This is a genomic window from Hydrogenophaga pseudoflava NBRC 102511, assembly GCF_001592285.1.
GTDB lineage: Bacteria > Pseudomonadota > Gammaproteobacteria > Burkholderiales > Burkholderiaceae_C > Hydrogenophaga > Hydrogenophaga pseudoflava.
In genome coordinates this window covers 45,947-68,619 of the sequence record NZ_BCWQ01000004.1, presented here as the reverse complement: position 1 = coordinate 68,619, position 22,673 = coordinate 45,947, and the positions used below count along the sequence as shown (strand labels likewise).

Here is a 22,673-nt window from a genome sequence, read left to right as displayed (position 1 = left end):
CTATGTCGAACAAAACCATTGTAGGTGGCCGTATGTTCCGTTGCAGTGCCTGGTCTGCGGTGGCCTTGCTGGTCGCGTCGACAGCAATCACGGGCTGCGGCCAAAAGGGCCCGCTCTACATGCCTGCCCCGAAGGCATCCGCATCGACTCCGGCAAAACCAGCTCCCACGAATCCCGCCAACAATGCGGCCCCGGCCCAACCAGCCGAACCCGCTACCGATCCCGCGCGCTGACCATTCCCACCGCGCCGTTTCGCATGGGGCGCTTGAGCCAGCGCCACAGACGCCATCCCAGCAGGCCGCCAAGAATGGCTGCGTACACCGCGACCTCCGCAAAGTCCTGCTTGCCAGCCCTCATCCAGAAGAAGTGAAGCACCGCCAGTGCGGCGACGGCATAGACCGAGCGGTGCAGGGCTTGCCAGCGGGCAGCACCAAGCCAGCGGATGGCCCGGTTGAACGACGTGGCCGCCAGCACCAGCAACAGCAACCAGCCCAGTGTCCCGACCAGGATGAAGGGTCGCTTGGGCACGTCGGCCACGATGTCCCGCCACACGAAGCCCATGTCGAACCAGGCATAGGCCAGCCAATGCAGGCTGGCGTAGAAGAACACGAACAGACCCAGCATGCGGCGCAACCGTGCCAGTTGTGGCCAGCCCATCCCCACGCGCAGCGGTGTGACCAGCAACACCAGCACCAGCGCGCGCAGGCTCCAGTCGCCCAGCGAACGGATCAGAGCCTCGGCCGGATTGGCACCGAGCCGGTCATTGAAAGCCGCCCACACCAGCCATGCCGCAGGCAACAGCCACAACACAAACACCACCGGCTTGACCGCCGGATGGCCCAGCCAGCGCATCAGTAGAACTTCTTGAGGTCCATGCCCGCGTACATCGAGCCGACCTGCGCTTCATAGCCGTTGAAACGCTCGGTCTTCCGTCGTTTGGCCAGGAGACCCCCCTCATCGCCGATGCGGCGTTCGGTGGCCTGGCTCCAGCGGGGGTGCGGCACGTCGGGGTTCACGTTCGAATAGAAGCCGTACTCCTGCGGCGCGGCAATGTTCCAAGCCGTCTTCGGCTCTTTTTCCACGAACCGGATCTTCACCAGCGACTTGCCGCTCTTGAAACCGTATTTCCACGGCACGACCAACCGCACCGGCGCGCCGTTCTGATTCGGCAACACCTCGCCATACATGCCAAAGGCCAGCAGGGTCAGCAGGTGGCGGGCCTCGTCCATGCGCAGGCCCTCCACATAGGGCCAGAGCAGCACATTCGAGGTGACTCCGGGCATCGTGTTGCGATCGGCCAAGGTCACGAACTCGACGTACTTGGCGCTGCCTTGGGGCTCCACCTGGCGGATCAGCTCGGCCAGCGAAAAGCCCACCCAGGGAATCACCATCGACCAGCCCTCGACGCAGCGCAGACGGTAGACACGCTCCTCCATCGGTGACAGCTTCATCAGATCGTCGATACCGAACGTCCGCGGTTTGTTGACCAGCCCCTCGACCGACACCGTCCAGGGCCGTGGTTTCAGCGTCTTTGCATACGCCGCAGGGTCGGATTTGTCTGTGCCGAACTCGTAAAAATTGTTGTAGGTGCTCGCGTGCTCGTAGCTGGTTAGCTTGTCGGGGGCTTGGGCACCCGCCACCGTGGACCGCACCGACGGCAGAGGCAGCAGCTTGCCGGGCCGAGTCACCGCCGCCTGCGCGAGCGCATCGCGCGATGCCCACGCAGCGAGGGCTGCGCCGCCGGCACCGAGCGCCATGCGCCGCATCCATTCACGGCGCCCAAGGTATGCGTCGCGTGGCGTGATCTCGCTGGAAAGGGGGTGCTGGAAACCGTTGTCGGTGGACCGGATGATCATGGCGTGCTCCTGAGGATGGACATCCGTCGTGGGAGCCGCCAGTTTCTTACAAGTTCGGCAATCAGAGTTCGCCGTAGCTGTGAAGCCCCGACAGGAACATGTTCACACCCAGGAACGCGAACGTCGTCACGGCCAGGCCGACCAGGGCCCACCAGGCCGCGACCGTGCCGCGCAGGCCCTTCATCAGGCGCATGTGCAGCCACGCCGCGTAGTTCAGCCAGACGATCAGGGCCCAGGTTTCCTTGGGGTCCCAGCTCCAATAACCACCCCAGGCCTCGGCGGCCCAGAAGGCGCCAAGCACCGTGGCGATGGTGAAGAAGGCGAAGCCGACTGCGATCGCCTTGTACATCACGTCGTCCAGCACCTCGAAGCTGGGCAGGCGCGCTGCAATGCGACCACGCACCGCCAGAATGCCACCGACGATCAGGGCCGAAACGCCGAAATAGATGAACCAGTAGCTGCCGCCCTTCTCGGTCGCCCCCTGGCGGAACACGATGGGTTCAAAACACAGCACCACGCCGAGGATGAACAGCGGTGCCAGCTTGTACCAGCGGGTTTCGCTGGCGCTCTGCTTGATCAGGTAGGCAAAGGCCAGCATGGCCGAAATCGCGAAGGTGCCGTAGCCGATGAAGTTGGCCGGCACATGCAGTTTCATCCACCAGCTCTTGAGCGCCGGAACGAGGGGCTGGATCTGGTGGGCTTCGCGCACCACCGTGTACCAGAGCAGGAAACCGACCGCGGCACTGACCACCAGCATCACGAAGGCGCCCATCGCGCGCGTCTTGTACTGGTCTTCGTAGTACAGATAAAAGGCTGCGGTCATCCAGCAGAACAGCACAAACACCTCGTAGAGGTTGCTGACCGGGATGTGACCGATGTCCGGGCCAATCTGGTGGCTCTCGAACCAGCGCACCATGGTGCCGACCAGGGCCAGCGTCACCGCCACCCAGGCCAGGCGCGAGCCCAGAGTCTCGAAAGTGCTGCCGTCGCGCGAGAACATGCCCACCCAGTAGAACGCCGTGCTCATGAAGAACAGCATGCTCATCCACAGGATCGCCGACTGGCTGGAGATGAAGTACTTCAGCAGGAACACCGTGTCGGCGCGCGCCAGCACGGCGGCACCTCCCTCGGGCGGCAAGTACAGCCAGATCGCCAGCAAGGACAGGGCCGCAACCACCGCCATCAGCCGGCTCATCGGGCGCCAGAACCAGCCCAGCCAGATCAGCACCGGGGCGGCCCCCACCAGGATCCACTTTTCGTAGATGTCCATCGCGGCGTCGTAGCGCACAAAAGCCCAGGCGGCGCCACCGATCACCAGGGCGGCGAACAGCCAGTCCCACGCCGTGCGGCTCGCCAGAAAACCCGGACCAAGGCCCGTGCCCTGCCGGTTGTTCTTCAGTTCAAAGGTCTGGGTTGCGGTGTTCATGCATTCACCTTCAGCAATTGGGTCTTCAACTGGTCGAACTCCTGGTCCGACTCCATCGTCTTGCGGTTGGACGACAGGGCCATGGACGCCTGGCTGTGGCCATCCGCACGCGGTGCGAGCCAGATCCAGACGCGCCGTTCACGCACATACAGCATCGCAAACACGCCGAGGATCAGCAACACGCAGCCCAGGTAGACGATGGTCTGGCCGGGTGCACGGGCCACCTGGAACACGCTGGCCTGCACATGCTGGAAATCCTTGAGCTGGAAGGTCATCGGCGCCGGGTAGTAGAAGCTGTCGCTCAAGCTCAGCACCGCGCGCGACATGAACTGTTGGGTGGCGTCGTCCCGGGGCAACGGCGCCAGGCCCGCCTTCTCACGGCCCAGCTGGGCCAGCTCGAACAGCGTGCCGTTGAGGATGCGCACCAGCACCTCGCTGGCGCGTTCGCGCTCGGCCTCGGGCACATTGGATTCAAGGAATGCAGAAACCGCCGGGAGGCCGCCACGGATCTCGGCGTCCGTCCCGGGGGGCATGTCCTTGGCAGGCGGCAACTTCTCGGCACCGGAAAACAGGCTGATGGCCCGTTGCGCCGAAGCCTCCAGCGCCTGGCTGAGCTCTGGCTTGTCGGGCTCGACAGCCAGCGCAGCATATCGCTTGACCGCCTGGGCCCGCATCGCCGGATCGGCCAGCGCCGAGCGCAGGCGCACAAAGCCTTCGATGCCGTCCTTGTCATCCACCGGAACGCGCAAATAGCGCATCGGCTCGGACGGGGTTTCGCGGGCGCCCATCAGATAGACCCGGGCGCCGTCCAGCTCCATCGGCAGCATGTAGTTGTGGAACTCGACCGCCTGACCAGCCGCGTCGCGCAGCTTGTAGGTGATGCTGGGACCGACGTTGCGCAGCTTCTTTTCAGTGACCGTCTTGTGGCCCGAACCCAGCCGGCTCTCGATCGACTCGCGCAGGTCGACCTTTCGCACATCGGTGGCAGCGCTGTCATCCTGGCTGAAGTTCTCGACGTTGATGACCCGAAGCCCGGTGTATTCCAGGGTCAGTCTGCTGTCGCCATTGGTGAGCGAGGACGAACCGCCGATCACACCCGAAATCTCGAACGGAGCGACCACCGCCCCCATCGGGTAGGCCTGCAGACTCACCTTCGATCCACCGTCGTCAAAACTGGACTGGTAGATGTTGATGCCGCGGTGACTGGCCGGGTGGTTGACCTCGACACGCGCGGGTTTCTTCTCACCGGTCTCGTGGTCGTGGATCACGATGTCGCTGGCAAACAGCTTGGGCATGCCGGTGTCGTAGTACTCGACGATGAACTTCTTGAGCTCGACCGAGAACGGGAGATCCTGCAGCAGCACACCGTCGGACTGGCTGAGGATGGCGGTGGACGAACTCGTACCTTCGGTCACCAGCAGGTTGCCCCGGAAGGTCGGGTTGGACGGCGAGAGGCGGTGCTGTGCGGGCACGTCGGCGATCATGCCGCCGCCACTGAACGAGCTCTTGCCGTTGAACCACATCTGGGCACGGACGATCAAGTCACCGTCCAGCAGGCCGCCGATGCACACCAGGACAATGGCGCTGTGCGCGGCCAGATAGCCGATCTTGTTGGCCACACCCTTCTTGGCGGCGACCATCCAGCCCAGCCCTTCCGACAGCGCGCGCGACTGCAACTTCACCCGCCACCCGGAAGCCAGCAGCGTCTGACCAACCCGGTGCGCAGCCGCTTCCGGCGGTTCGGCCAGCGTGCTCTCCGCCCGGTGCGGAAAGGACTTCAGGCTCTGCTCGCGGATGTTCTCCTTGAAGGCCTTGAAGTCGGCAAAGATCTTGGGAGTGTTGCGAAAGATGCACAGGGAGGTGCTGATCACCAGAAACGCCAGGATCAGCAGGAACCACCAGACGCTGTAGACCGTGAACAGACCGGCCTTGCCAAACACCTCGGCCCAGAACGGACCGAACTGGTTGACATAGTTGTTCAGCGGTTCGTGCTGCTTGACCACGGTGCCAATCACCGAAGCGATGCAGATGACCGTCAGCAGCGAGATCGCGAACCGCATCGACGACAGCAGCTCCACCATGTTGCCGAGCACACGGGAACCGGATCGGAGCTGGAAACCTTGGGTGGAAGCGGTCATGAAGGCGTCGAAAACAGAAACAGGGCGGTTCCGGAACAGCCAGAACACACCCTGTTGTGAGTCGTCAGTGGGCTGGCGGTTCAACCGGCATGCAATCGCATCCGCATTTTCTCGCCAAATATTATTGGTCGCTTATATCACCCCCGAGACCTCGGGGGTGTTCCTGTCAACGCAGGCCGGCGATGTAATCCGACACGGCCTTGATTTCCATGTCGTTCATCTTGGCAGCGACGCCGGTCATCTGGGCGTTGTTGTTGCGGGCACCAGCGCGGAACGCGTTGAGCTGGGTGCGGGTGTACTCGGCGTGCTGACCCGACAGGCGCGGGTACTGAGCGGGGATGCCGGACCCGGTGGGGCCGTGGCAGCCGGCACAGGCGGCGATCTGGCGGTCGGGGATGCCGCCGCGGTAGATGCGTTCACCGGCGCGGACCAGGTCCTTTTCAGTGGCGAACCCGGTGGTCGCCTTCTGGTCGGCCAGCCAGTAGGCGATGTTGCGCATGTCCTCATCGGACAGGGCAGAAGCAAACCCCTTCATCACCGCGTTGTCGCGCTTGCCCGACTTGAACTCCTGCAGCTGCTTGACCAGGTACTCGGGATGCTGGCGGGCGATCTTGGGGTTGGCGGGCGTGGTCGAGTTGCCATCGGCCGCGTGACAGGCGACGCACACCTGGCCGTACAGGGCAGCGCCCTTGGCAAGGTCGGGCTTGGCGGTCTGAGCATGAGCGCTGAACGACAGGACGGCCGCTGCGGCGGCGCAAAGAAGTGATGCAGGCAATTTCATGTCTGGGGCTGTCGTCGCAGGGACGGCGTCGGGTTGATTGGAATTCGCAGGGAAACAGAAGACAACCAGGGGATTTTACAATGGCCCATTGGTAATACCCCTGATGACCCACACCCCCACCACCTCCTCCACCGCCCCGCGCCCCACACGCCCGGACCCCAAGATCGCACACAGCTGGCTGCACACGGCGCGATTCCTGACCACCGCGCCACAGCTGGAGCATCTGCCGGCCCTGGATCTGCCGGAAATCGCCTTCGTCGGCCGCTCCAACGCCGGCAAGTCGACTTCGATCAACACGCTGACCCAGCAAAAGCGCCTGGCTTTCGCATCCAAGACGCCGGGCCGCACGCAGAGCATCAACCTGTTCGCACTGGGCAAGCAGGGCGTCACCGATGCGGTGCTGGCCGATCTTCCGGGCTATGGCTACGCCGCTGTGCCCAAGGAAGCCAAGCTGCGCTGGCAGCGCGTGATGGCCAACTACCTCGTCACGCGGGAAAACCTGCGTGCGGTGGTGCTGCTGTGCGACCCGCGCCTGGGACTGACCGAGCTGGACGAGGCCCTGCTGGAGATCATCCGCCCTCGCGTCGAGGACGGTCTGAAGTTTCTGGTGTTGCTGACCAAGGCCGACAAGCTCAACCGGGCGGAAGCCAACAAGGCGCTGTCGATCGCGAAGCTGCAGGCTGGCGGCGGCGAGGTCCGGCTGTTCTCGGCGCTCAAAAAGCAGGGCCTGGACGAAGTCGCGCTGCTGCTCTGGAACTGGGCCCATGAAGCGCCCGCCGCGCCCCCGGCTGCGGACGAAGGCGCCGATGACTCCGACGACGCTCAGCGATAGAACGAGGCTTCACCCGCCGGTCGGGTCTTGAAGCGCTTGTGCACCCAGTAGTACTGCTCGGGTGTTTCGTCGATCCACTCCTGCAGCAGCCGGTTCATGCGCGCGGTGTCGGCCACCACGTCCTCGGTCGGAAAGTCCTGCCAGGGTGGCAGCACCGTGATGTCGTAGCCCTCCGGCGTCAGGCGGCTCAGGATGGGCAGCACGCGAGCACCGCCCATGCGCGCAAAGCGCGAGAGCGAGGGAATCGTCGCCGCCGTCACCCCATAAAACGGCACGAACACAGAATCGCGAGGCCCGTAGTCCATGTCGGGCAGCAGGTACAGCGGCTCCCCGGCCCGCAACGCGCTCACCAGGGCTTTTAGCCCCGCACTCTTGGCCACGATGTGCGGCTCGCCGAAGCGGCGCCGGCCTTCGGCCATCCACTGGTCCATCACCGGGTTGCGCTGGCGTGCATACAAGCCACAGAAGCGCCGCTCCACATGGGCCGTCAGCCCGATCCAGCCCGCGTCCATGCCGACAAAATGCGGCGCAAACAGCAGCGTCGGGGCCGTGCTCTGCAGCTCGTGCACCGCACCACGCAGGCGCAGGCGGCTGCGGACCTGCTCTGCGCTCCCCTCCCACAGCCAGCCCCGGTCCAACCAGGCCTGGGCAAACAGCACGAAATGTTGGCGCACCATGCGCCGGCGCTGGGCAGCGTCATGTTGCGGGAAACAGAGCGCAAGGTTGATTTCTGCGATGCGGCGGCGACGGCCGACCAGGGCATACAGCAACCAGCCCAGCACCGCACCCAGAGCCCGCAGCCAGGACAGCGGCAGATGCCGGGTGATGCGCAACATGCCCAGCACCGCCAGGCTCAGCAAGGTTTTCAGCAAAGGGCCGCGCGAAGGTGTTGTGGAGGCCGTCATGAGGTGCGCTCTGCCTCCAGCCGTGCCGCATGGCTGACGCCTGACGGCGCCTTGTAGCGTTCGTACGACCACAGGTACTGGGCCGGACACTCCCGCACCAGGGACTCCATGGCGAGATTGATCTGGTGCGCCGCTTCCTGCGGGTCGGACGACAGCTGTCCACCCGCTTCCGGGCGGAAGGGCCGCAGGCGCACCCGGTAGCCACGCCCCCAAGACAGGCGTTCGCCCCAGATGAGCAACACGCGGGCCCCCGCCGTCAGCGCCAGCCGGGCCGAGAGGGTCATGGTGTAGGCGTCACGGCCGAAGAAAGGTGCCCAGACCCCTTGCCCTTCGGGCGGCACCTGGTCGGGCAAGAGCCCCACCCCTTGGCGTTGCTTGAGCGCCTTGATCAGCTGCTTGACCCCCGCGAGCGTGGTCGGAGCGGTCAGCAGGCCGGGCCGGCTGCGCGCCTGCTCCATGATCTCGCGCAGCCAGGGCTGGCGCGCCGGCCGGTACAGCACCGTCACCGGCATGCGGTCGCCAAAATGCTGGGCGAACAACTGCGCGGTGACTTCGAAGCACCCCAGGTGCGGCGTCAGGAACAGGACGCCATTGCCCTCGGCGATGGCCTGCTCGATGAGCTCACGGCCTTCCCACTCCAGATGCACAGGAGCGCCCAGCCACAGGCGCGGCAGCTCGGTGACCATCTTGCCAGCCTCGGCCACCGACGCGAGCGCCACCGAACGGGGAAAACCGGCCTGCTCGGCGTGGCTGAACAGCGTGCGCCGGTAGCGACCGGACAAGGCAAAGCTCAGCCAGCCCAACAGCCAGCCAAGGCCATGCAGCAGCGGAAGCGGCAGGCGCGACAGAAACCGGAACAGAAGTGGATACAAAGCTTTAGAACCGGATGGGCGTAAAATCCGCCCATCGCCGAGTTATTGAACTAATTGCGGGGCGATTCACAAATGCCGCTAAAGCGTTCGCCGAACCCAGAAAGACCGGCAACGCCGGTTCAAACACTCTGGAGTTTATATGGCGAACGACTTCCTCTTCACGTCCGAATCCGTCTCCGAAGGCCACCCCGACAAGGTTGCCGACCAGATCTCGGACGCCATCCTCGACGCGATCTTCAAGCAGGACCCGCGCTCGCGCGTGGCCGCCGAGACGCTGTGCAACACGGGCCTCGTGGTGCTGGCCGGTGAAATCACCACCAACGCCCATGTCGACTACATCCAGGTGGCGCGCGACACCATCAAGCGCATCGGCTACGACAACACCGAATACGGCATCGACTACAAGGGCTGCGCGGTCATGGTCTGCTACGACAAGCAGTCCAACGACATCGCCCAGGGTGTGGACCACGCCAGCGACGACCACCTCAACACCGGTGCGGGCGACCAGGGCCTGATGTTCGGCTACGCCTGCGACGAGACGCCAGAGCTGATGCCCGCGCCGATCTACTATGCGCACCGCCTGGTCGAGCGCCAGGCCCAGCTGCGCAAGGACGGCCGCCTGCCCTTCCTGCGCCCGGACGCCAAGAGCCAGGTCACCATGCGCTACGTGGACGGCAAGCCGCACAGCATCGACACCGTGGTGCTGTCCAGCCAGCACGCGCCCGAGTGGAGCCTGGGCAACCAGATGAAGCCCGAGTTCAACGAGGCCATCATCGAAGAGATCATCAAGCCGGTACTGCCCAAGGAATGGCTGCAGAACACCCGCTACCTGATCAACCCGACCGGCCGTTTCGTCGTTGGCGGCCCGCAGGGCGACTGCGGTCTGACGGGTCGCAAGATCATCGTCGACACCTACGGCGGAGCCTGCCCGCACGGTGGCGGCGCCTTCTCGGGCAAGGACCCGTCCAAAGTCGACCGTTCCGCCGCCTACGCCGCGCGCTATGTGGCCAAGAACGTGGTCGCCGCCGGCCTGGCGCGCCAGTGCCAGGTGCAGGTGGCCTACGCCATTGGTGTGGCCAAGCCGATGAACATCACGGTGTACACCGAAGGCACCGGCAAGATCAGCGACGAGAAGCTCAGCGCCATCGTGGCCGAGGTGTTCGACCTGCGTCCGAAGGGCATCATCCAGATGCTGGACCTGCTGCGCCCGATCTACGAGAAGACCGCCGCCTACGGCCACTTCGGCCGCGAGGAACCGGAGTTCAGCTGGGAACGCACCGACAAGGTGGAGGCGCTGCGCGCTGCCGCCGGTCTGTAAGTCCTTTGCCTTCCTCTGGACAAAAGCCCCGCATCGCGGGGCTTTTTTATGGTTCCAAGCAGCGGGTCACAGGTCCACAATGCCTGAAGTTTTCCGTTTGGCCGCCGATACGGGCTGAACGGCAACCCATGCCTATTGCAACGCCACGACCTGGAGCCTGGAACCATGGAACCCCCTGTCTGCCCGGATCGGACCGACAACGCCAGTCCCGAACTTGAACGACTGGTGGCTTTGCGCACGCAGGAGCTCAAGATCGCCCTGGAGCGCGCCCAGTCACTGTATGACCAGGCCCCCTGCGGCTACTTGTCGCTGGATGCCGACCTGCGTTTCGTCAACCTCAACCGCACCTTGCTGGACTGGCTCGGCTACGAGCGCGAAGACCTGATCGACCAGCATCGCGACCTGGCATCGCTGCTGGAGCCGGAGTGGGTGGCGCTCATGCGTGTCCGCATGCAGAACCTGATCGATACAGGCCGCACCGATCCGCTGGAACTTGAGATTCGCCGCAAGGACGGTTCCCGCTTCCACGCCCTGTGCTCCTCGACCGCGGTGGTCGATGAGCAGGGCCGCTTCCTCTACAGCAACACCACGATCACCGACATCAGCGAGCGCAAGGCCGCCGAGCAGCGGCTGGCGGCGCACGACGCCTTCCTGCGCAGCATCACCGACCGCATCCCGACGCACCTGGCCTACTACGACAAGGACCTGATCTGCCGCTTTGCCAACACCGCGCATGCGGCGCGCAGCGGCCGGCTGGTCGGAGAAATGGTGGGCGCGCACCTCAGCCAGCTGGTGGACCCCGAGCAGTTGCCGGACATCCTGCCGCACGTGGCCGACGCCCTCAACGGCCAGAAGCAGACCTTCGAGTCCGAGCGCACCGAAGCCGACGGATCGCGCAGCTTCTACGAAATCCACTACATCCCCGACTTCCAGCTGGGCACTGTCGAAGGCATCTTCATCGAGCTGCACGACATCACCGATCGCCGCCGCACCGAGGAGTTCGTGCTGGAGGCCAACCGCGACCTCGAAGAGCGCGTGCGCGAACGCACCGCCGAGCTGTTCCAGAGCGAGCAGCGCTACCGCCTGATGGTCGACGCCATCCAGGACCACTGCATCTACTTCGTCGACGAGTCCGGCGCCGTCACCGAATGGACGGAAAGCGCCCAGCGCCTGCACGGTTTCACCCGCACCCAGATGATCGGCAAACCCTACCTGCGGCTGCTGGCGGTGGACAACGCCGGTGAGGACGAGGTCGACCCGGCGCAGGTGCTGCGCCTGGCCACGGCCCATGGCCAGTGGGAAACCCGCGGCTGGCGCCTGCGCGACGACGGCTCGCGCTTCTGGGCGCACACGGTGCTGACCGCGCTGCGCAACGAGGCGGGCGAGCTGCAGGGGCTGTCCTGCATCACCCGCGACATGACCGCCGCCAAGAGCCTGGAGGACGTGATGAACGACCTCAACAAGGAACTGGAAAAGCGCGTGGCCGAACGCACCCAGCAGCTGGTGGCGGCCAACAAGGACCTGGACGTGTTCTCGCACATGGTCTCGCACGACCTGCGCGCGCCGCTGCGCCACATCAGCAGCTTTGTCACCCTGCTGCAGGAGCAGCTGGGCGAGGTCAACGACCCGATCGCGCAGCAGTACCTCAACTCGATCAACAAGGCCAGCAAGCGCATGAGCCTCATGATCGAAGGCCTGCTGGAATACGCCCGCCTCGGCCGCGTGGCCATCGAGGCACAGCCGGTGCCGCTGGCACCGCTGCTGGAGGGGCTGATCTCGCACTTGAAACAGGAGAGCCAGGGCCGGACCATCGAATGGGTGGTCGAGGACGACCTGCCTGTGGTGCGCGGTGACGCCATGCTGCTGGCCCAGGCCTTCGGCAACCTGCTGAACAACTCGGTCAAGTACACGCGGCCGCGCGAGAAGGCCCACATCGAGATCGGCTGGAAGATCAACCCCGTGGGTGGCCGCACCTTCTACGTGCACGACAACGGCGTCGGCTTCGACCTGGAAAAGGCGCACAACCTGTTCGTGATGTTCCAGCGCCAGCACCACTCGATGGACTTCGAGGGCACGGGCACCGGCCTGGCCCTGTCGCAGCGCATCATCGAGCGCCACGGCGGCCGCATCTGGGCCGAAAGCGCGCCCGGCGAGGGCTGCACCTTCTACTTCACGCTGCCGTTCGAGGGACCCGAGCCGGAGATGGACTTTCCGAAGTCGTCGATGGCCGACCTGACGGTCTGAGCAACCGGCCCGCCGCCGGGCTCAGACCTGCAGCGGCGGCTGAGAGAGGTGCAACACCACCTTGCGCGGATCGTCGGAGAGGCGGTCCAGCGCCCGGTTCAGGCGCGCCAGCAGGCGTTCGTCGCTGAGTGCATCCTCCAGCGAATCCTTGTCGTCCGGCGGGGTGCTGGAGACCAGGCGGAAGCGCAGCGGCAGTTCGACGGGCAGGTTGGGCACCTTCTCCAGCCCCTTGGCCACCACGTGCTGGCCCAGCAGCTTGAGCAGCTCGGGCTTCTGCGGACCTTCGATCAGCATGGCGAAGCGGGTGTCCGAGATGCGGCACACCGTGTCCACGTCGCGCACCACGCCGCTCAGGCGCGACGCCGCCACCACCAGCGCCCGGTCACCGGCCTCGCGCCCTTCGCGCGCCACGATGTCCGCATGGTTGGACAGCTCCACCAGCATCACACCGCAGCGATGCCCCGAACGGCGCGCCCGCTTGAGCGCGTCGCGCAGGCGCAGGCGCAGCACCGGCGCGATCGTCAGCCCCGTCAGCGGGTCGGTGCTCTCCATCGCCCGCAGCCGCGCCCGGTTCTCGCTGAAGTCCTTGGCCCGCCGGTGCAGGATGTACAGCAGCAGAGGGATCTCGATCGCCGAGCCGATCAGCACCCCGTACTGTGTCGCCAGGCTGTCGGGCAGCACGCCGGCACTGCGCAGCGCCGGGAACGGGTACCCCAGGTGGACCGGCAGGAAGCCCAGGAAGAGCCAGCCGGCGTAGGTTTCGCCCCGGCGCCAGGTCCAGAGGCAGAGCGCAATGCTCAGCACCACCGACAGCAGGCCGTAGAGGTTGAGCAGCTTGAATGCCAGCGGCGACAGCAGGGCCGCGTAGACCAGGGAATAGACCACGCCGAACAGCGACCAGGCCACCACGAAGCGGTCGACACCCCGGGAATGGCGTGGCACCGCACAGGCCTCGCGCACGAACCAGATGCCCGAGCCGGTGAGCCAGAGCATGAAGAACGACGGCGCCAGATCGTTCCACACGGCCCAGTGGGGCCAGAAGAACAGCCCCCCGATACCAGTGAACGAGGCCTGGAAGCCCAGCATGGACGCCACGTAGAAACAGTAGGCGACAAAGGCCCGGTCACCATAGAGCCGGACGTGGACCCAGCCCAGGAACAGCACCAGCAGCCCGAACCCGAGGTAGCCGCCGATGAACAGGAAGGTGGTGTAGCGCTTGGACTGCAGGTTCTCTTCGGTCAGCAGCTGCAGCCGAGGGCTGGTGGGCGCCGGCGCGTTGGCCAGCCGCAGCCACAGTGGTTCGGTGAGCAGGGGATCGACCGAAAACACCGGCGTCTGGTCGGGGTGGCTCCACTGGGCCACCGGCAGGTGGTCGCCCGCACGCTGCTCGGTCCATCCACCGTCCGCCCCGCGGGTGTAGAGGCGGGCATCGTTGGTGAAGGCGGCCGCGGTCAGCATCAGGTACCAGCGCCGCCGGGAGTCCAGCTGGCCAGGCTCGATGCGGACCCACAGCGCCGACGAACCGAGCTCGAAGGACCGGTAGTGGTCCATCGCCTCCCAGGTGCCCGGGGACTCGGCGGCGACCTGGTCCACCGTGGCGCTGCCGGAGGAGTCGATCCAGAACCGCGTGGACAGGGTGATGTCGCCCTCGCCCGGCACCTTGTCGGCCCGGGCCGTCAGGGGCAGCAGCGCGGCCAGCGCCAGCAGTCCCAGCAACACCATGCGCCAACAGGCATGGAAGCTGGAGCGGAGGCGGGCAGTGGCGCTGGACGGCATGCCCGGATCGTAGCGGCTGCACCGCGCAGCTGTTACAACTTTCACGCCACTCATCCGGCCTTGGCGCCATCTGTCGCGTGAACGCCTCGAAGCGGTCGCCGGTGCCAGTCGCCGGTGGTCGTCAGCCGGTCTTCCAGCCGGTTCACCCAGCCTGGCGCGAGCGGGTCGTGGCTCCAGCCGGTGATCAGCTCGCCCATGGGATTGAGCACCCGGTCCGGCAACGCTAGGGGCCGGGTCTGGTTCATCAGGAAGCGGGTGAGCAGGTGGTAGCCGATGGCGCGGGTGAACAGCCGGGACAGCGAGAAGCCGGGCACCACCAGGCCGACGACGCCGTCGGTCACGCCCACGAGCAGCCGCCCGAGCTGGAACACCAGCCGCGTGGCCCAGGACACGTGCCCGTCGATGCCGATGCGGGCCGCCGTCTCGGGCCCGATCAGCCACCGGGTCAGCGGCACCGGCAGGCCGCGCAGCACCGGCACGCGGATCGAATGCGCCATGGCCGCCACGAGCGCCCGGCCCAGCGGCGGCCGCGGGTCGGCCTGGCCGGGCAGCAGCGGGGCCTGGGCCTGCAGCAGGTCGAACAGCGCGGCCGCCTCGTCCATGGTCCAGGCCATGAGCTCGCGGCGCACGCCCAGCACATGGCCCATCACGTTCCAGGCGTGCAGGTAGGCCTCCTCGTCCTCGCGCGGCAGGCCCAGCCCGAGGGTGCGCATGCCCTTGAGGAAGGAGTAGCTGAAGGTCAGCAGGGTGTAGGCCAGTTCGATCTGGTTGCAGGGCAGCCCCTGGGCGTCGACGTCCCAGCCGTGCGCGGCGAGTGCGCGGTGCATGCTGCGGTCGGCGCCCGCCAGCAACTGCGGCAGCACGCGACCACGCACCTTCTGCGGGTCGCCGCGCAGGATCAGGTGCCGGATCGTGGCGTGGATCAGCCGCACCTTGAGCACCTGGGCCACGCCCGAGCCCTCGGGGTCGGTCAGGCCGCCTTTCATCATCACCGGGAACACCATGGCGGCGGTCTGGCGGATGCGGTGCTCGGTGTGCTGTTCCAGCTGGCCGGCGATGTGCAGCACCTCGGCCAGCTGCGGCATCACGTAGCACTCGGGCAGGCTGGAGCAGAACAGCAGGGTGCAGGACAGCGGGCCGTGCTCCATGAAGATCGCCTCGGCCCGTGCGATCTTGCCCGCGTCGGCCCAGTCGGGCAGCGCCCGGGCCTGGGCCACATAGGCCTCCAGCGCAGCCGCCACCTCGGGGTCGGCCTGGCTGGCCGCCGCCCAGCCCGGCGCCAGCGCCGCGTTGTGGGTCCAGGCCGACATCAGCTGGTTGGCCTGCGCCAGACGGGTCGCCCCCTCGCCCGTGACCGCGCTGTCGCCCGTGCGCCGGCCGATCAGGGCGGTGATGGTGTCGTCCGCCGCTGGGTCGGCCTGCATCGATTGTGCGGCCAGATCCAGCCCGGCCAGCGGACGCGCATGGGCGGCGCGCTGGTGCGGGTGGGACCACTGGCGCCAGACGGCCCAGGCCACGACCACCGGCAGACCCATCGCAAAGAAGGCGATGGCCCGCACCTCGATGGGGTGGCCCAGCAGCACCTGGAACACCAGCCCGCTGGCGTAGATGAGGATGGGCACCAGCACCGCCAGCGGCAGGCCATCCGCGGGCGGTGGCGAGCGGCGCGGCGCGGCCAGCGCCTGGAAGCTGCCAACGATCAGCAGCGACACCGCCATCCAGCCGGCAAAGCCCTGCAGGGTCTCGCCGAACCAGCCGCCGTCGGTCTTCTGCATGATCCAGGCCTTGAGCACAAACACGAAGTACGGGTCGGCGCCCAGGTCGAAGGCGGTGATCACCATCGCCGCCAGCCAGGCCGTCAGCAGGCCACTGCGGAAACCTGGATTCGCGTGGACCGGCTGGCGCCAGAGCATCAGCGAGGCCATCACGTAGCCGATCAGCGCCAGCGCGAACCACATGAGCGGAATGGCCATCGGCACGTCCCCCAGGCGCGGGCCGAGCACCTCGGTGTAGGTGTAGCGGCCGAAGAACCAGCCGTGCGAGGAGCCCATCTGTTCGGCGAACCAGCCCAGGCCCAGGGCCAGCAGCATCAGGGCGCGCGACCGCCGGTAGCCCAGCAGCCGGGTGGCCGACCAGGCGCAGACCCAGAACATCACGGCGCACGAAACCACCAGGGCCAGAGTGAGGCCGGGGTAGTGCCAGGCGGTCCAGATCAGCAGCAGCGCCGTGCCAGCAGCCGCCGCCTGGAACACGGCGCGGTCAAGAACAGATGGGGCGGAGGAAGTGAGGGCAAAAGAAGGGGCCACAGCCAACGGCTTTCATTGCTTGGTCAACCCCCTTGGGCCGGCATTGTGACCGCAAGCACGGCGCGATACCCGCGCGGGTTCCCCCGCCCCGCGCGCAGGCGCCGTCAGCGCGGCACGAGGAAGGTGGTCTTCTCGTCCAGCCGGATCGCCTCGTCGGTGCTCGACTGCAAGCGGAACAGGATGGGGTGCGAGCCGCTCGCGGCGCCCGGGGGCACCTGCACCCGCACGGCCAGCGTGCGCACCTCGGTCGGCAGCACATCCACCACCGGCTCCGAGGCGAGCGCGATGCCCTCCATGCCCTCCACCGCCAGCCGGATCAGCTGCCGGTCCTCGGTGGCGTTCATGATCTGCAGGCGGTAGACGTTCTCGATCCGTCCCTGGTCGACCATGCGGGCGAGTGCGCCGCGGTCGCGGATCACGTCCACCTTCATCGGCACGCGCAGGTACAGGCTCACGCCCACCGCCACCGCGATCGCCCCCAGGATGGCCGAATACACCAGCACGCGCGGGCGCAGCGCGCGGCGGATCGTCTGTGCCTTGTCCCAGCCGCCGGTCATGGCGTTCTGGGTCGAGTACTTGACCAGACCGCGCGCGTAGCCGAACTTGTCCATCACCTCATCGCACACGTCGGCGCAGGCGCCGCAGCCGATGCACTCGTACTGCAGGCCCTTGCGGATGTCGATGCCGGTGGGGCAGACCTGCACGCACAGCGTGCAGTCCACACACGAACCCAGGCCCTTCTCCTTCGGATCGACCTTCTTGCCACGCGAACCGCGCGGTTCGCCGCGGGCGGCGTCGTAGGTCACGATCAAGGTGTCCTTGTCGAACATCGCGCTCTGGAAGCGCGCATAGGGGCACATGTACTTGCAGACCTGCTCGCGCATGAAGCCCGCGTTGCCGTAGGTGGCGAAGCCGTAGAAGAAGATCCAGAAGGTCTGCCAGGCACCCATGGTGCCCGCCAGCACCTCGGCGGTCTGGGCGCGGATCGGCGTGAAGTAGCCGACGAAGGTGAAACCGGTCCACAGCGCGAACAGCACCCAGGCCAGGTGCTTGGCACCACGGCGCGCGAACTTGGCGCCGCTCATGGGCGCGTCGTCCAGCCGGATGCGGGCGGCGCGGTCGCCCTCGATCTTCTTCTCGATCCACATGAAGATCTCGGTGTAGACCGTCTGCGGGCAGGCGTAGCCGCACCACAGGCGCCCGGCCACCGCGGTGAACAGGAACAGCGACAGCGCCGACATCACCAGCAGGCCGGTGAGGTAGATGAAGTCCTGCGGGTACAGCACCAGACCACCCAGGTAGAAGCGGCGCGAGAGCAGGTCGAACAGCACCGCCTGGCGCCCGTTCCAGTTGAACCAGGGCAGCGCATAGAACAGGATCTGGGTGAACCAGACCGCGGCCCAGCGCAGGTGGGTGAAGGTGCCGCTGACCGAACGTGTCTGGATCTTCCGGCGCGACTCGTACAGGGAGATTTCAACGGCGTCCGGCTCGGGACTGGCCGCCGGTGCGGCGGTGGCTGCAGTGGTGGTGGACATGGTGAGGGTGGGGGAAAGTCTGCCGATGCCTGCCACTTTCCAAGAACCGTGCCAGACAAAAAATTCTTTGAATTCAGGCACTTGCCATCGGCCAAGTCTCTGCGAAACACTGCCACTCCGCCAATGGCTGCCAATATGGCAGATCATCTGGCAGCCTGGAATTTCCGGGGACGCACTTGAAATGGGCAGGACCGGCCCTTATGATTAGCACTCGCTGGAGTTGAGTGCTAACACCCGACTCCCAGTCGATCCGCGGGGCCTAGCCCCATGGCCAGTGGCCCCGCCCATCTGACCCCCAACATTTGATCCATTTCAGGAGATGCAATGAACCTTCGTCCTCTCGCCGATCGCGTGATCGTCAAGCGCATTGACAGCGAAACCAAGACCGCCTCCGGCATCGTCATCCCCGACGCCGCCGCAGAGAAGCCCGACCAGGGCGAAGTCCTGGCCGTCGGTCCCGGCAAGAAAAACGACAAGGGCGAACTGTCCGCCATGAACGTCAAGGTCGGTGACCGCGTTCTGTTCGGCAAGTACAGCGGCCAGACCGTCAAGGTCGATGGCAACGAACTGCTGGTCATGAAGGAAGACGACCTGTTCGCGGTCGTCGAGAAGTAATTCGCCCCTCATCCATCCCCAATTACTGAATCGGAGAAATCAACATGGCAGCAAAAGACGTCATTTTCGGCGGCGAAGCCCGCGCCCGCATGGTTGAAGGCGTGAACGTCCTGGCCAACGCGGTCAAGACCACCCTGGGCCCCAAGGGTCGCAACGTGGTGCTTGAGCGCTCCTTCGGCGCCCCCACCGTGACCAAGGACGGTGTGTCCGTGGCCAAGGAAATCGAACTCAAGGACAAGCTCCAGAACATGGGCGCCCAGATGGTCAAGGAAGTTGCTTCCAAGACTTCGGACAACGCCGGTGACGGCACCACCACCGCCACCGTGCTGGCCCAGGCCATCGTGCGCGAAGGCATGAAGTACGTGGCCGCCGGCATGAACCCGATGGACCTGAAGCGCGGTATCGACCGTGCCGTCGAGTCCCTGATCGCCGAGCTGAAGAAGGCCTCCAAGCCCACAACCACCAGCAAGGAAATCGCCCAGGTCGGCTCCATCTCCGCCAACAGCGACACCTCCATCGGCGAGATCATCGCCAACGCGATGGACAAGGTCGGCAAGGAAGGCGTGATCACCGTGGAAGACGGCAAGTCGCTGCAGAACGAACTCGACGTGGTCGAGGGCATGCAGTTCGACCGCGGCTACCTGTCGCCCTACTTCATCAACAACCCCGAGAAGCAGGCCGCCCTGCTGGACAACCCGTTTGTCCTGCTGTTCGACAAGAAGATCAGCAACATCCGTGACCTGCTGCCCACGCTGGAAGCCGTGGCCAAGGCCGGCCGTCCGCTGCTGATCATTGCCGAAGACGTCGAAGGCGAAGCCCTGGCGACCCTGGTGGTCAACACCATCCGCGGCATCCTGAAGGTTGTGGCTGTGAAGGCTCCTGGCTTCGGCGACCGCCGCAAGGCCATGCTGGAAGACATCGCCATCCTGACGGGCGGCAAGGTCATCGCCGAAGAAGTCGGCCTGACCCTCGAGAAGGTGACCCTGGCCGACCTGGGCCAGGCCAAGCGCATCGAAGTGGGCAAGGAAAACACCACCATCATCGACGGCGCCGGCGCTGCCGCTGACATCGAAGCCCGCGTGAAGCAAATCCGCGTGCAGATCGAAGAAGCCACCAGCGACTACGACCGCGAGAAGCTGCAAGAGCGCGTGGCCAAGCTGGCCGGCGGCGTGGCCGTCATCAAGGTCGGTGCCGCCACCGAAGTCGAGATGAAGGAAAAGAAGGCCCGCGTGGAAGACGCCCTGCACGCCACCCGCGCTGCCGTGGAAGAAGGCATCGTCGCCGGTGGTGGCGTGGCCCTGCTGCGCGCCAAGCAAGCCGCTGGCGCCATCAAGGGTGACAACGCCGACCAGGACGCCGGCATCAAGCTGGTCCTCAAGGCCATCGAAGCCCCGCTGCGCGAAATCGTGGCCAACGCCGGTGGCGAGCCCTCCGTCGTGATCAACAAGGTGCTGGAAGGCAAGGGCAACTTCGGTTTCAACGCCGCCAACGACACCTACGGCGACATGATCGAAATGGGTATCCTGGACCCGACCAAGGTGACCCGCACCGCGCTGCAGAACGCCGCCTCCGTGGCGTCCCTGATGCTGACGACCGAGTGCATGGTTGCCGAGTCCCCCAAGGACGACGCACCCGCCATGCCCGGTGGCGGCATGGGCGACATGGGCGGCATGGGCATGGGCATGTAATGCACTGACCCGGCCCGGGGGCTTCGGCCCCCTGCCCAACAAAAGCCCCGCAAGGCGACTTGCGGGGCTTTTTTGTTGGGCCCCGCCGTGGGGTCGGCAGCGTTCAGGCCACCCGCTGCGGACCGGCCAGCGCATCGCGCATCGCCAGTGGCCGGAACAGGCGCCACCACGCCAGGCTGATGCCGATGGTGCCCAGCCCGCCCAGCACCACCGAGCCCACCGGACCGAAGGCCGCGGCCGTCACGCCCGACTCGAACTCGCCGAGCTGGTTGCTGGCGCCGATGAAGAGCGTGTTGACGGCCGCCACGCGGCCCCGCATCTGGTCCGGCGTTTCCAGCTGCACCAGAGTCTGGCGGATGACCACGCTGACCATGTCGGCCGCGCCGGACACCGCCAGCGCCAGCAGCGACAGCCAGAACGAGGTGGACAGACCGAACACCACCATGCACAGGCCGAACACGGCCACCGACACCAGCAGCTTGGGGCCGACGCGCCGCTCCAGCGCATAGCGCGACAGCACCAGACCGGCCGCCAGCGCACCGACCGCCGGGGCCGAGCGCAGCAGGCCCAGCCCCTCGGGGCCGACGTGCAGGATCTCCTTGGCGAAGATCGGCAGCAGCGCGGTCGCTCCGCCCAGCAGCACGGCGAACAGATCCAGCGACACCGCCCCGAGCAGCACCGGGTGGCCCCATACGTAGCGCACCCCGGCCAGCAGGGTCTGCGCGCTGACCGGCTCGTGCGGCACCGGCTGGCGCTCGTAGCGCACCCACAGACAGGCCAGCGCCGCGCCCAGGAACATAACGGTGCAGACGATGTAGACCGCGTTCAGGTTCACCGCAAAGATCAGCCCACCCAGGGCCGGCCCGCCGATGACCGCCGCCTGCGTGCCGGTGGAGGTGACCGCCGTGGCGCGGGCCAGCAGCGGCGCCGGCACCAGGGACGGCAGCAGTGCCTGCTGCGCCGACATCTGAAACGGCCGGATCGCCCCGAGCAGGGCCGACAGTGCCAGCAGCCACTCGCGCGAGACCGCGTGCGCCAGCGTGCCGGCCACCAGCAGCAGCGCCACCACCGCCTGCGCGGACAGGCACAGCGCCACGATGCGGGCGCGGTGGTGGCGGTCGGCCGCATGACCGGCGGGCAGCGTCGTCGCGAGTGCGGGGCCGAACTGGAACAGCCCGACCAGCCCCAGGTCCCAGGCGCTGGCGGTCAGCTCGTACATGTGCCAGCCGATGGTCAGCATCAGCATCTGGGTGCCGGCGACCGCCGCCACCCGGGCACACCAGAAGCGGACGAACGACGGATGGGACAGCAGATCGGACATGGCCGCAGGCTAGCACGCGCCCCGGGACGGCACCGGGGGGCCGGAAGCTCAGTCGCGGACCACCGGCTCCCAGCGCCCGCTGCGCTCGGACTGCCACAGCGCGTCGATCACCCGGGCCTGGGCGACCGCCTCACCAAGCCCGGACGCGTCGGGTGCTGTGCCGCCGCGCACGCGGCGTGAAAACGCTTCCACCTCCAGCCGGTACTGCTCGGCCGCGGGCAGGGTCTCGACCGTCACGCCGCTGCCGTCCAGCGCCCCTCCCTCGTCCAGCGCCAGCCGCATCTGGCCGCCGCGCGCCGCGTTGAAGGGGATGAAGAGTTCGATGCGACCCGTGGAGCCGACCACCTGCACCCGCTGGAACGGCACGCTCTGGGTCGAGACGGTGAAGCTCACCTGCCGCCCGCCGCCGAAGTCCAGCAGGGCGCTGGTCAGCCGGTCGACGCCCATCACCGGGTCGCGGTCGACCAGCGAGACCGCGCGCAGCGGCTCGGCCTCGAACAGGTAGCGCCCGGCCAGCACCGCGTAGCAGCCGATGTCGTACAGCGCGCCGCCGCCGATGGCCGCCTGGTTGCGGATGTTGGCGCCGTCGTCGTTGAAGTAGGAGAAGAACACCTGCACCGCGCGCGGCGTGCCGATGCGCCCGGCGCGCACCAGCTCGCGGGCCCGCTGCCACTGCGGGTGGTGGCGCACCATGAAGGCCTCTTCGATGTGCACCCGGGTGGCCGCGGCCTGCACGGTCAGCGCCTCGTCGGCGCTGAGGGCGAACGGCTTCTCGCACAGCACGTGCTTGCCGGCCGCGGCCGCCTGCAGGGTCAGCGGCACGTGCAGGTGGTTGGGCAGCGGGTTGTAGATGGCCTCGATGGCCGGGTCGGCCAGCAGGTCCTCGTAGCTGCCGTAGGCCTGAGGGATGCCCAGCTGACCCGCCGCGGCCTGCGCCGCCGGCAGGCTGCGCGAGGCGATGGCGCACAGCTCGACCAGCGGGCTGGCGAGCATCTCCGGGATCACCTTCTCGGTGCCGATCTTCGCCGTGCTCAGCACGCCCCACACCACTGGTTTCATG

18 protein-coding genes are annotated in these 22,673 nt (G+C 66.7%); 6 read left to right on the top strand and 12 right to left on the bottom strand.

Translation table 11 applies throughout. The features are described 5' to 3' along the window. Positions 1 to 2: 2 nt before the first annotated feature. Positions 3 to 233 carry an LPS translocon maturation chaperone LptM gene (gene lptM, locus HPS01S_RS22460; protein WP_084397130.1) on the top strand — a complete coding sequence of 77 codons (231 nt, stop codon included), beginning with the start codon at positions 3 to 5 and terminating at the stop codon, positions 231 to 233. On the opposite strand, the gene msrQ is transcribed toward lptM, so the two are convergent. The 5 genes from msrQ to HPS01S_RS06500 all read right to left on the bottom strand — a co-directional run bounded on the left by msrQ (position 214) and on the right by HPS01S_RS06500 (position 6,201). Further along, a complete protein-coding gene (gene msrQ, locus HPS01S_RS06520) occupies positions 214 to 852 on the bottom strand; it encodes a protein-methionine-sulfoxide reductase heme-binding subunit MsrQ (protein ID WP_066152767.1) in 639 nt (212 codons plus the stop codon). The genes lptM and msrQ overlap by 20 nt on opposite strands. Then, positions 852 to 1,856, bottom strand: coding sequence for a protein-methionine-sulfoxide reductase catalytic subunit MsrP (gene msrP / locus HPS01S_RS06515; RefSeq protein ID WP_066152764.1), 1,005 nt, complete (start codon positions 1,854 to 1,856; stop codon positions 852 to 854). The genes msrQ and msrP overlap by 1 nt, the downstream gene beginning before the upstream one ends. Before the next feature lie 61 nt (positions 1,857 to 1,917). Beyond that, on the bottom strand, positions 1,918 to 3,282 hold the full coding sequence (ccsB, locus tag HPS01S_RS06510; RefSeq protein ID WP_066152762.1) for a c-type cytochrome biogenesis protein CcsB: 1,365 nt from the start codon (positions 3,280 to 3,282) through the stop codon (positions 1,918 to 1,920). Next, a complete protein-coding gene (locus HPS01S_RS06505; protein ID WP_066153406.1) occupies positions 3,279 to 5,420 on the bottom strand; it encodes a cytochrome c biogenesis protein ResB in 2,142 nt (713 codons plus the stop codon). The genes ccsB and HPS01S_RS06505 overlap by 4 nt, the downstream gene beginning before the upstream one ends. Positions 5,421 to 5,586: 166 nt before the next feature. Continuing rightward, positions 5,587 to 6,201 carry a c-type cytochrome gene (locus tag HPS01S_RS06500; RefSeq protein WP_066152759.1) on the bottom strand — a complete coding sequence of 205 codons (615 nt, stop codon included), beginning with the start codon at positions 6,199 to 6,201 and terminating at the stop codon, positions 5,587 to 5,589. Between the two features lie 103 nt (positions 6,202 to 6,304). Between HPS01S_RS06500 and yihA the strand changes: the two genes are divergently transcribed. Further along, a complete protein-coding gene (gene yihA / locus HPS01S_RS06495) occupies positions 6,305 to 7,033 on the top strand; it encodes a ribosome biogenesis GTP-binding protein YihA/YsxC (protein ID WP_066152755.1) in 729 nt (242 codons plus the stop codon). Here the strand turns inward: yihA and HPS01S_RS06490 are convergent. Further along, positions 7,024 to 7,938, bottom strand: coding sequence for a lysophospholipid acyltransferase family protein (locus tag HPS01S_RS06490; RefSeq protein ID WP_084397128.1), 915 nt, complete (start codon positions 7,936 to 7,938; stop codon positions 7,024 to 7,026). The two genes, yihA and HPS01S_RS06490, sit on opposite strands and share 10 nt — an antisense overlap. Then, entirely contained in the window at positions 7,935 to 8,810 is an 876-nt protein-coding gene (locus HPS01S_RS06485; protein ID WP_066152750.1) for a lysophospholipid acyltransferase family protein, read from the bottom strand. The genes HPS01S_RS06490 and HPS01S_RS06485 overlap by 4 nt, the downstream gene beginning before the upstream one ends. 139 nt (positions 8,811 to 8,949) lie before the next feature. Here HPS01S_RS06485 and metK point away from each other — a divergent pair, with 139 nt between their 5' ends. After that, positions 8,950 to 10,128 carry a methionine adenosyltransferase gene (gene metK, locus HPS01S_RS06480; RefSeq protein WP_066152748.1) on the top strand — a complete coding sequence of 393 codons (1,179 nt, stop codon included), beginning with the start codon at positions 8,950 to 8,952 and terminating at the stop codon, positions 10,126 to 10,128. Positions 10,129 to 10,293: 165 nt separating this feature from the next. Continuing rightward, complete coding sequence (locus tag HPS01S_RS06475; protein ID WP_084397126.1) at positions 10,294 to 12,372, top strand: PAS domain-containing sensor histidine kinase; 2,079 nt, start codon at positions 10,294 to 10,296, stop codon at positions 12,370 to 12,372. A 21-nt stretch (positions 12,373 to 12,393) separates the two neighbouring features. Here the strand turns inward: HPS01S_RS06475 and HPS01S_RS06470 are convergent, their stop codons facing one another. The 3 genes from HPS01S_RS06470 to ccoG form a co-directional block, all read right to left on the bottom strand. Beyond that, positions 12,394 to 14,148, bottom strand: coding sequence for a sensor domain-containing diguanylate cyclase (locus HPS01S_RS06470; RefSeq protein ID WP_165961748.1), 1,755 nt, complete (start codon positions 14,146 to 14,148; stop codon positions 12,394 to 12,396). A gap of 50 nt (positions 14,149 to 14,198) precedes the next feature. Continuing rightward, positions 14,199 to 16,400, bottom strand: a complete 2,202-nt coding sequence (locus HPS01S_RS21735) for a carotenoid biosynthesis protein (RefSeq protein ID WP_157576125.1) — start codon at positions 16,398 to 16,400, stop codon at positions 14,199 to 14,201. A 158-nt stretch (positions 16,401 to 16,558) separates the two neighbouring features. Continuing rightward, positions 16,559 to 17,989 (bottom strand): cytochrome c oxidase accessory protein CcoG, encoded by a 1,431-nt coding sequence (ccoG, locus tag HPS01S_RS06455; RefSeq protein WP_066152740.1) that lies wholly within the window; start codon positions 17,987 to 17,989, stop codon positions 16,559 to 16,561. A 324-nt stretch (positions 17,990 to 18,313) separates the two neighbouring features. Between ccoG and groES the strand changes: the two genes are divergently transcribed. After that, positions 18,314 to 18,604, top strand: coding sequence for a co-chaperone GroES (gene groES, locus HPS01S_RS06450; protein WP_066152738.1), 291 nt, complete (start codon positions 18,314 to 18,316; stop codon positions 18,602 to 18,604). 44 nt (positions 18,605 to 18,648) lie between these two features. Further along, positions 18,649 to 20,292, top strand: coding sequence for a chaperonin GroEL (gene groL, locus HPS01S_RS06445; protein WP_066152735.1), 1,644 nt, complete (start codon positions 18,649 to 18,651; stop codon positions 20,290 to 20,292). A gap of 103 nt (positions 20,293 to 20,395) precedes the next feature. Here the strand turns inward: groL and HPS01S_RS06440 are convergent, their stop codons facing one another. Beyond that, positions 20,396 to 21,613, bottom strand: coding sequence for an MFS transporter (locus HPS01S_RS06440; RefSeq protein ID WP_066152732.1), 1,218 nt, complete (start codon positions 21,611 to 21,613; stop codon positions 20,396 to 20,398). 48 nt (positions 21,614 to 21,661) lie between these two features. After that, positions 21,662 to 22,672 carry a Gfo/Idh/MocA family protein gene (locus tag HPS01S_RS06435; protein WP_066152729.1) on the bottom strand — a complete coding sequence of 337 codons (1,011 nt, stop codon included), beginning with the start codon at positions 22,670 to 22,672 and terminating at the stop codon, positions 21,662 to 21,664. Between the last annotated feature and the right edge of the window lies 1 nt (position 22,673).

Excerpts from the sequence above, each read along its gene's own strand:
- lptM (WP_084397130.1), top strand. The coding sequence starts at position 3 with ATGTCGAACAAAACCATTGTAGGTGGCCGTATGTTCCGTTGCAGTGCC.
- msrQ (WP_066152767.1), bottom strand. The coding sequence starts at position 852 with ATGCGCTGGCTGGGCCATCCGGCGGTCAAGCCGGTGGTGTTTGTGTTG.
- msrP (WP_066152764.1), bottom strand. The coding sequence starts at position 1,856 with ATGATCATCCGGTCCACCGACAACGGTTTCCAGCACCCCCTTTCCAGC.
- ccsB (WP_066152762.1), bottom strand. The coding sequence starts at position 3,282 with ATGAACACCGCAACCCAGACCTTTGAACTGAAGAACAACCGGCAGGGC.
- HPS01S_RS06505 (WP_066153406.1), bottom strand. The coding sequence starts at position 5,420 with ATGACCGCTTCCACCCAAGGTTTCCAGCTCCGATCCGGTTCCCGTGTG.
- HPS01S_RS06500 (WP_066152759.1), bottom strand. The coding sequence starts at position 6,201 with ATGAAATTGCCTGCATCACTTCTTTGCGCCGCCGCAGCGGCCGTCCTG.
- yihA (WP_066152755.1), top strand. The coding sequence starts at position 6,305 with ATGACCCACACCCCCACCACCTCCTCCACCGCCCCGCGCCCCACACGC.
- HPS01S_RS06490 (WP_084397128.1), bottom strand. The coding sequence starts at position 7,938 with ATGACGGCCTCCACAACACCTTCGCGCGGCCCTTTGCTGAAAACCTTG.
- metK (WP_066152748.1), top strand. The coding sequence starts at position 8,950 with ATGGCGAACGACTTCCTCTTCACGTCCGAATCCGTCTCCGAAGGCCAC.
- HPS01S_RS06475 (WP_084397126.1), top strand. The coding sequence starts at position 10,294 with ATGGAACCCCCTGTCTGCCCGGATCGGACCGACAACGCCAGTCCCGAA.
- HPS01S_RS06470 (WP_165961748.1), bottom strand. The coding sequence starts at position 14,148 with ATGCCGTCCAGCGCCACTGCCCGCCTCCGCTCCAGCTTCCATGCCTGT.
- ccoG (WP_066152740.1), bottom strand. The coding sequence starts at position 17,989 with ATGTCCACCACCACTGCAGCCACCGCCGCACCGGCGGCCAGTCCCGAG.
- groES (WP_066152738.1), top strand. The coding sequence starts at position 18,314 with ATGAACCTTCGTCCTCTCGCCGATCGCGTGATCGTCAAGCGCATTGAC.
- groL (WP_066152735.1), top strand. The coding sequence starts at position 18,649 with ATGGCAGCAAAAGACGTCATTTTCGGCGGCGAAGCCCGCGCCCGCATG.
- HPS01S_RS06440 (WP_066152732.1), bottom strand. The coding sequence starts at position 21,613 with ATGTCCGATCTGCTGTCCCATCCGTCGTTCGTCCGCTTCTGGTGTGCC.
- HPS01S_RS06435 (WP_066152729.1), bottom strand. The coding sequence starts at position 22,672 with ATGAAACCAGTGGTGTGGGGCGTGCTGAGCACGGCGAAGATCGGCACC.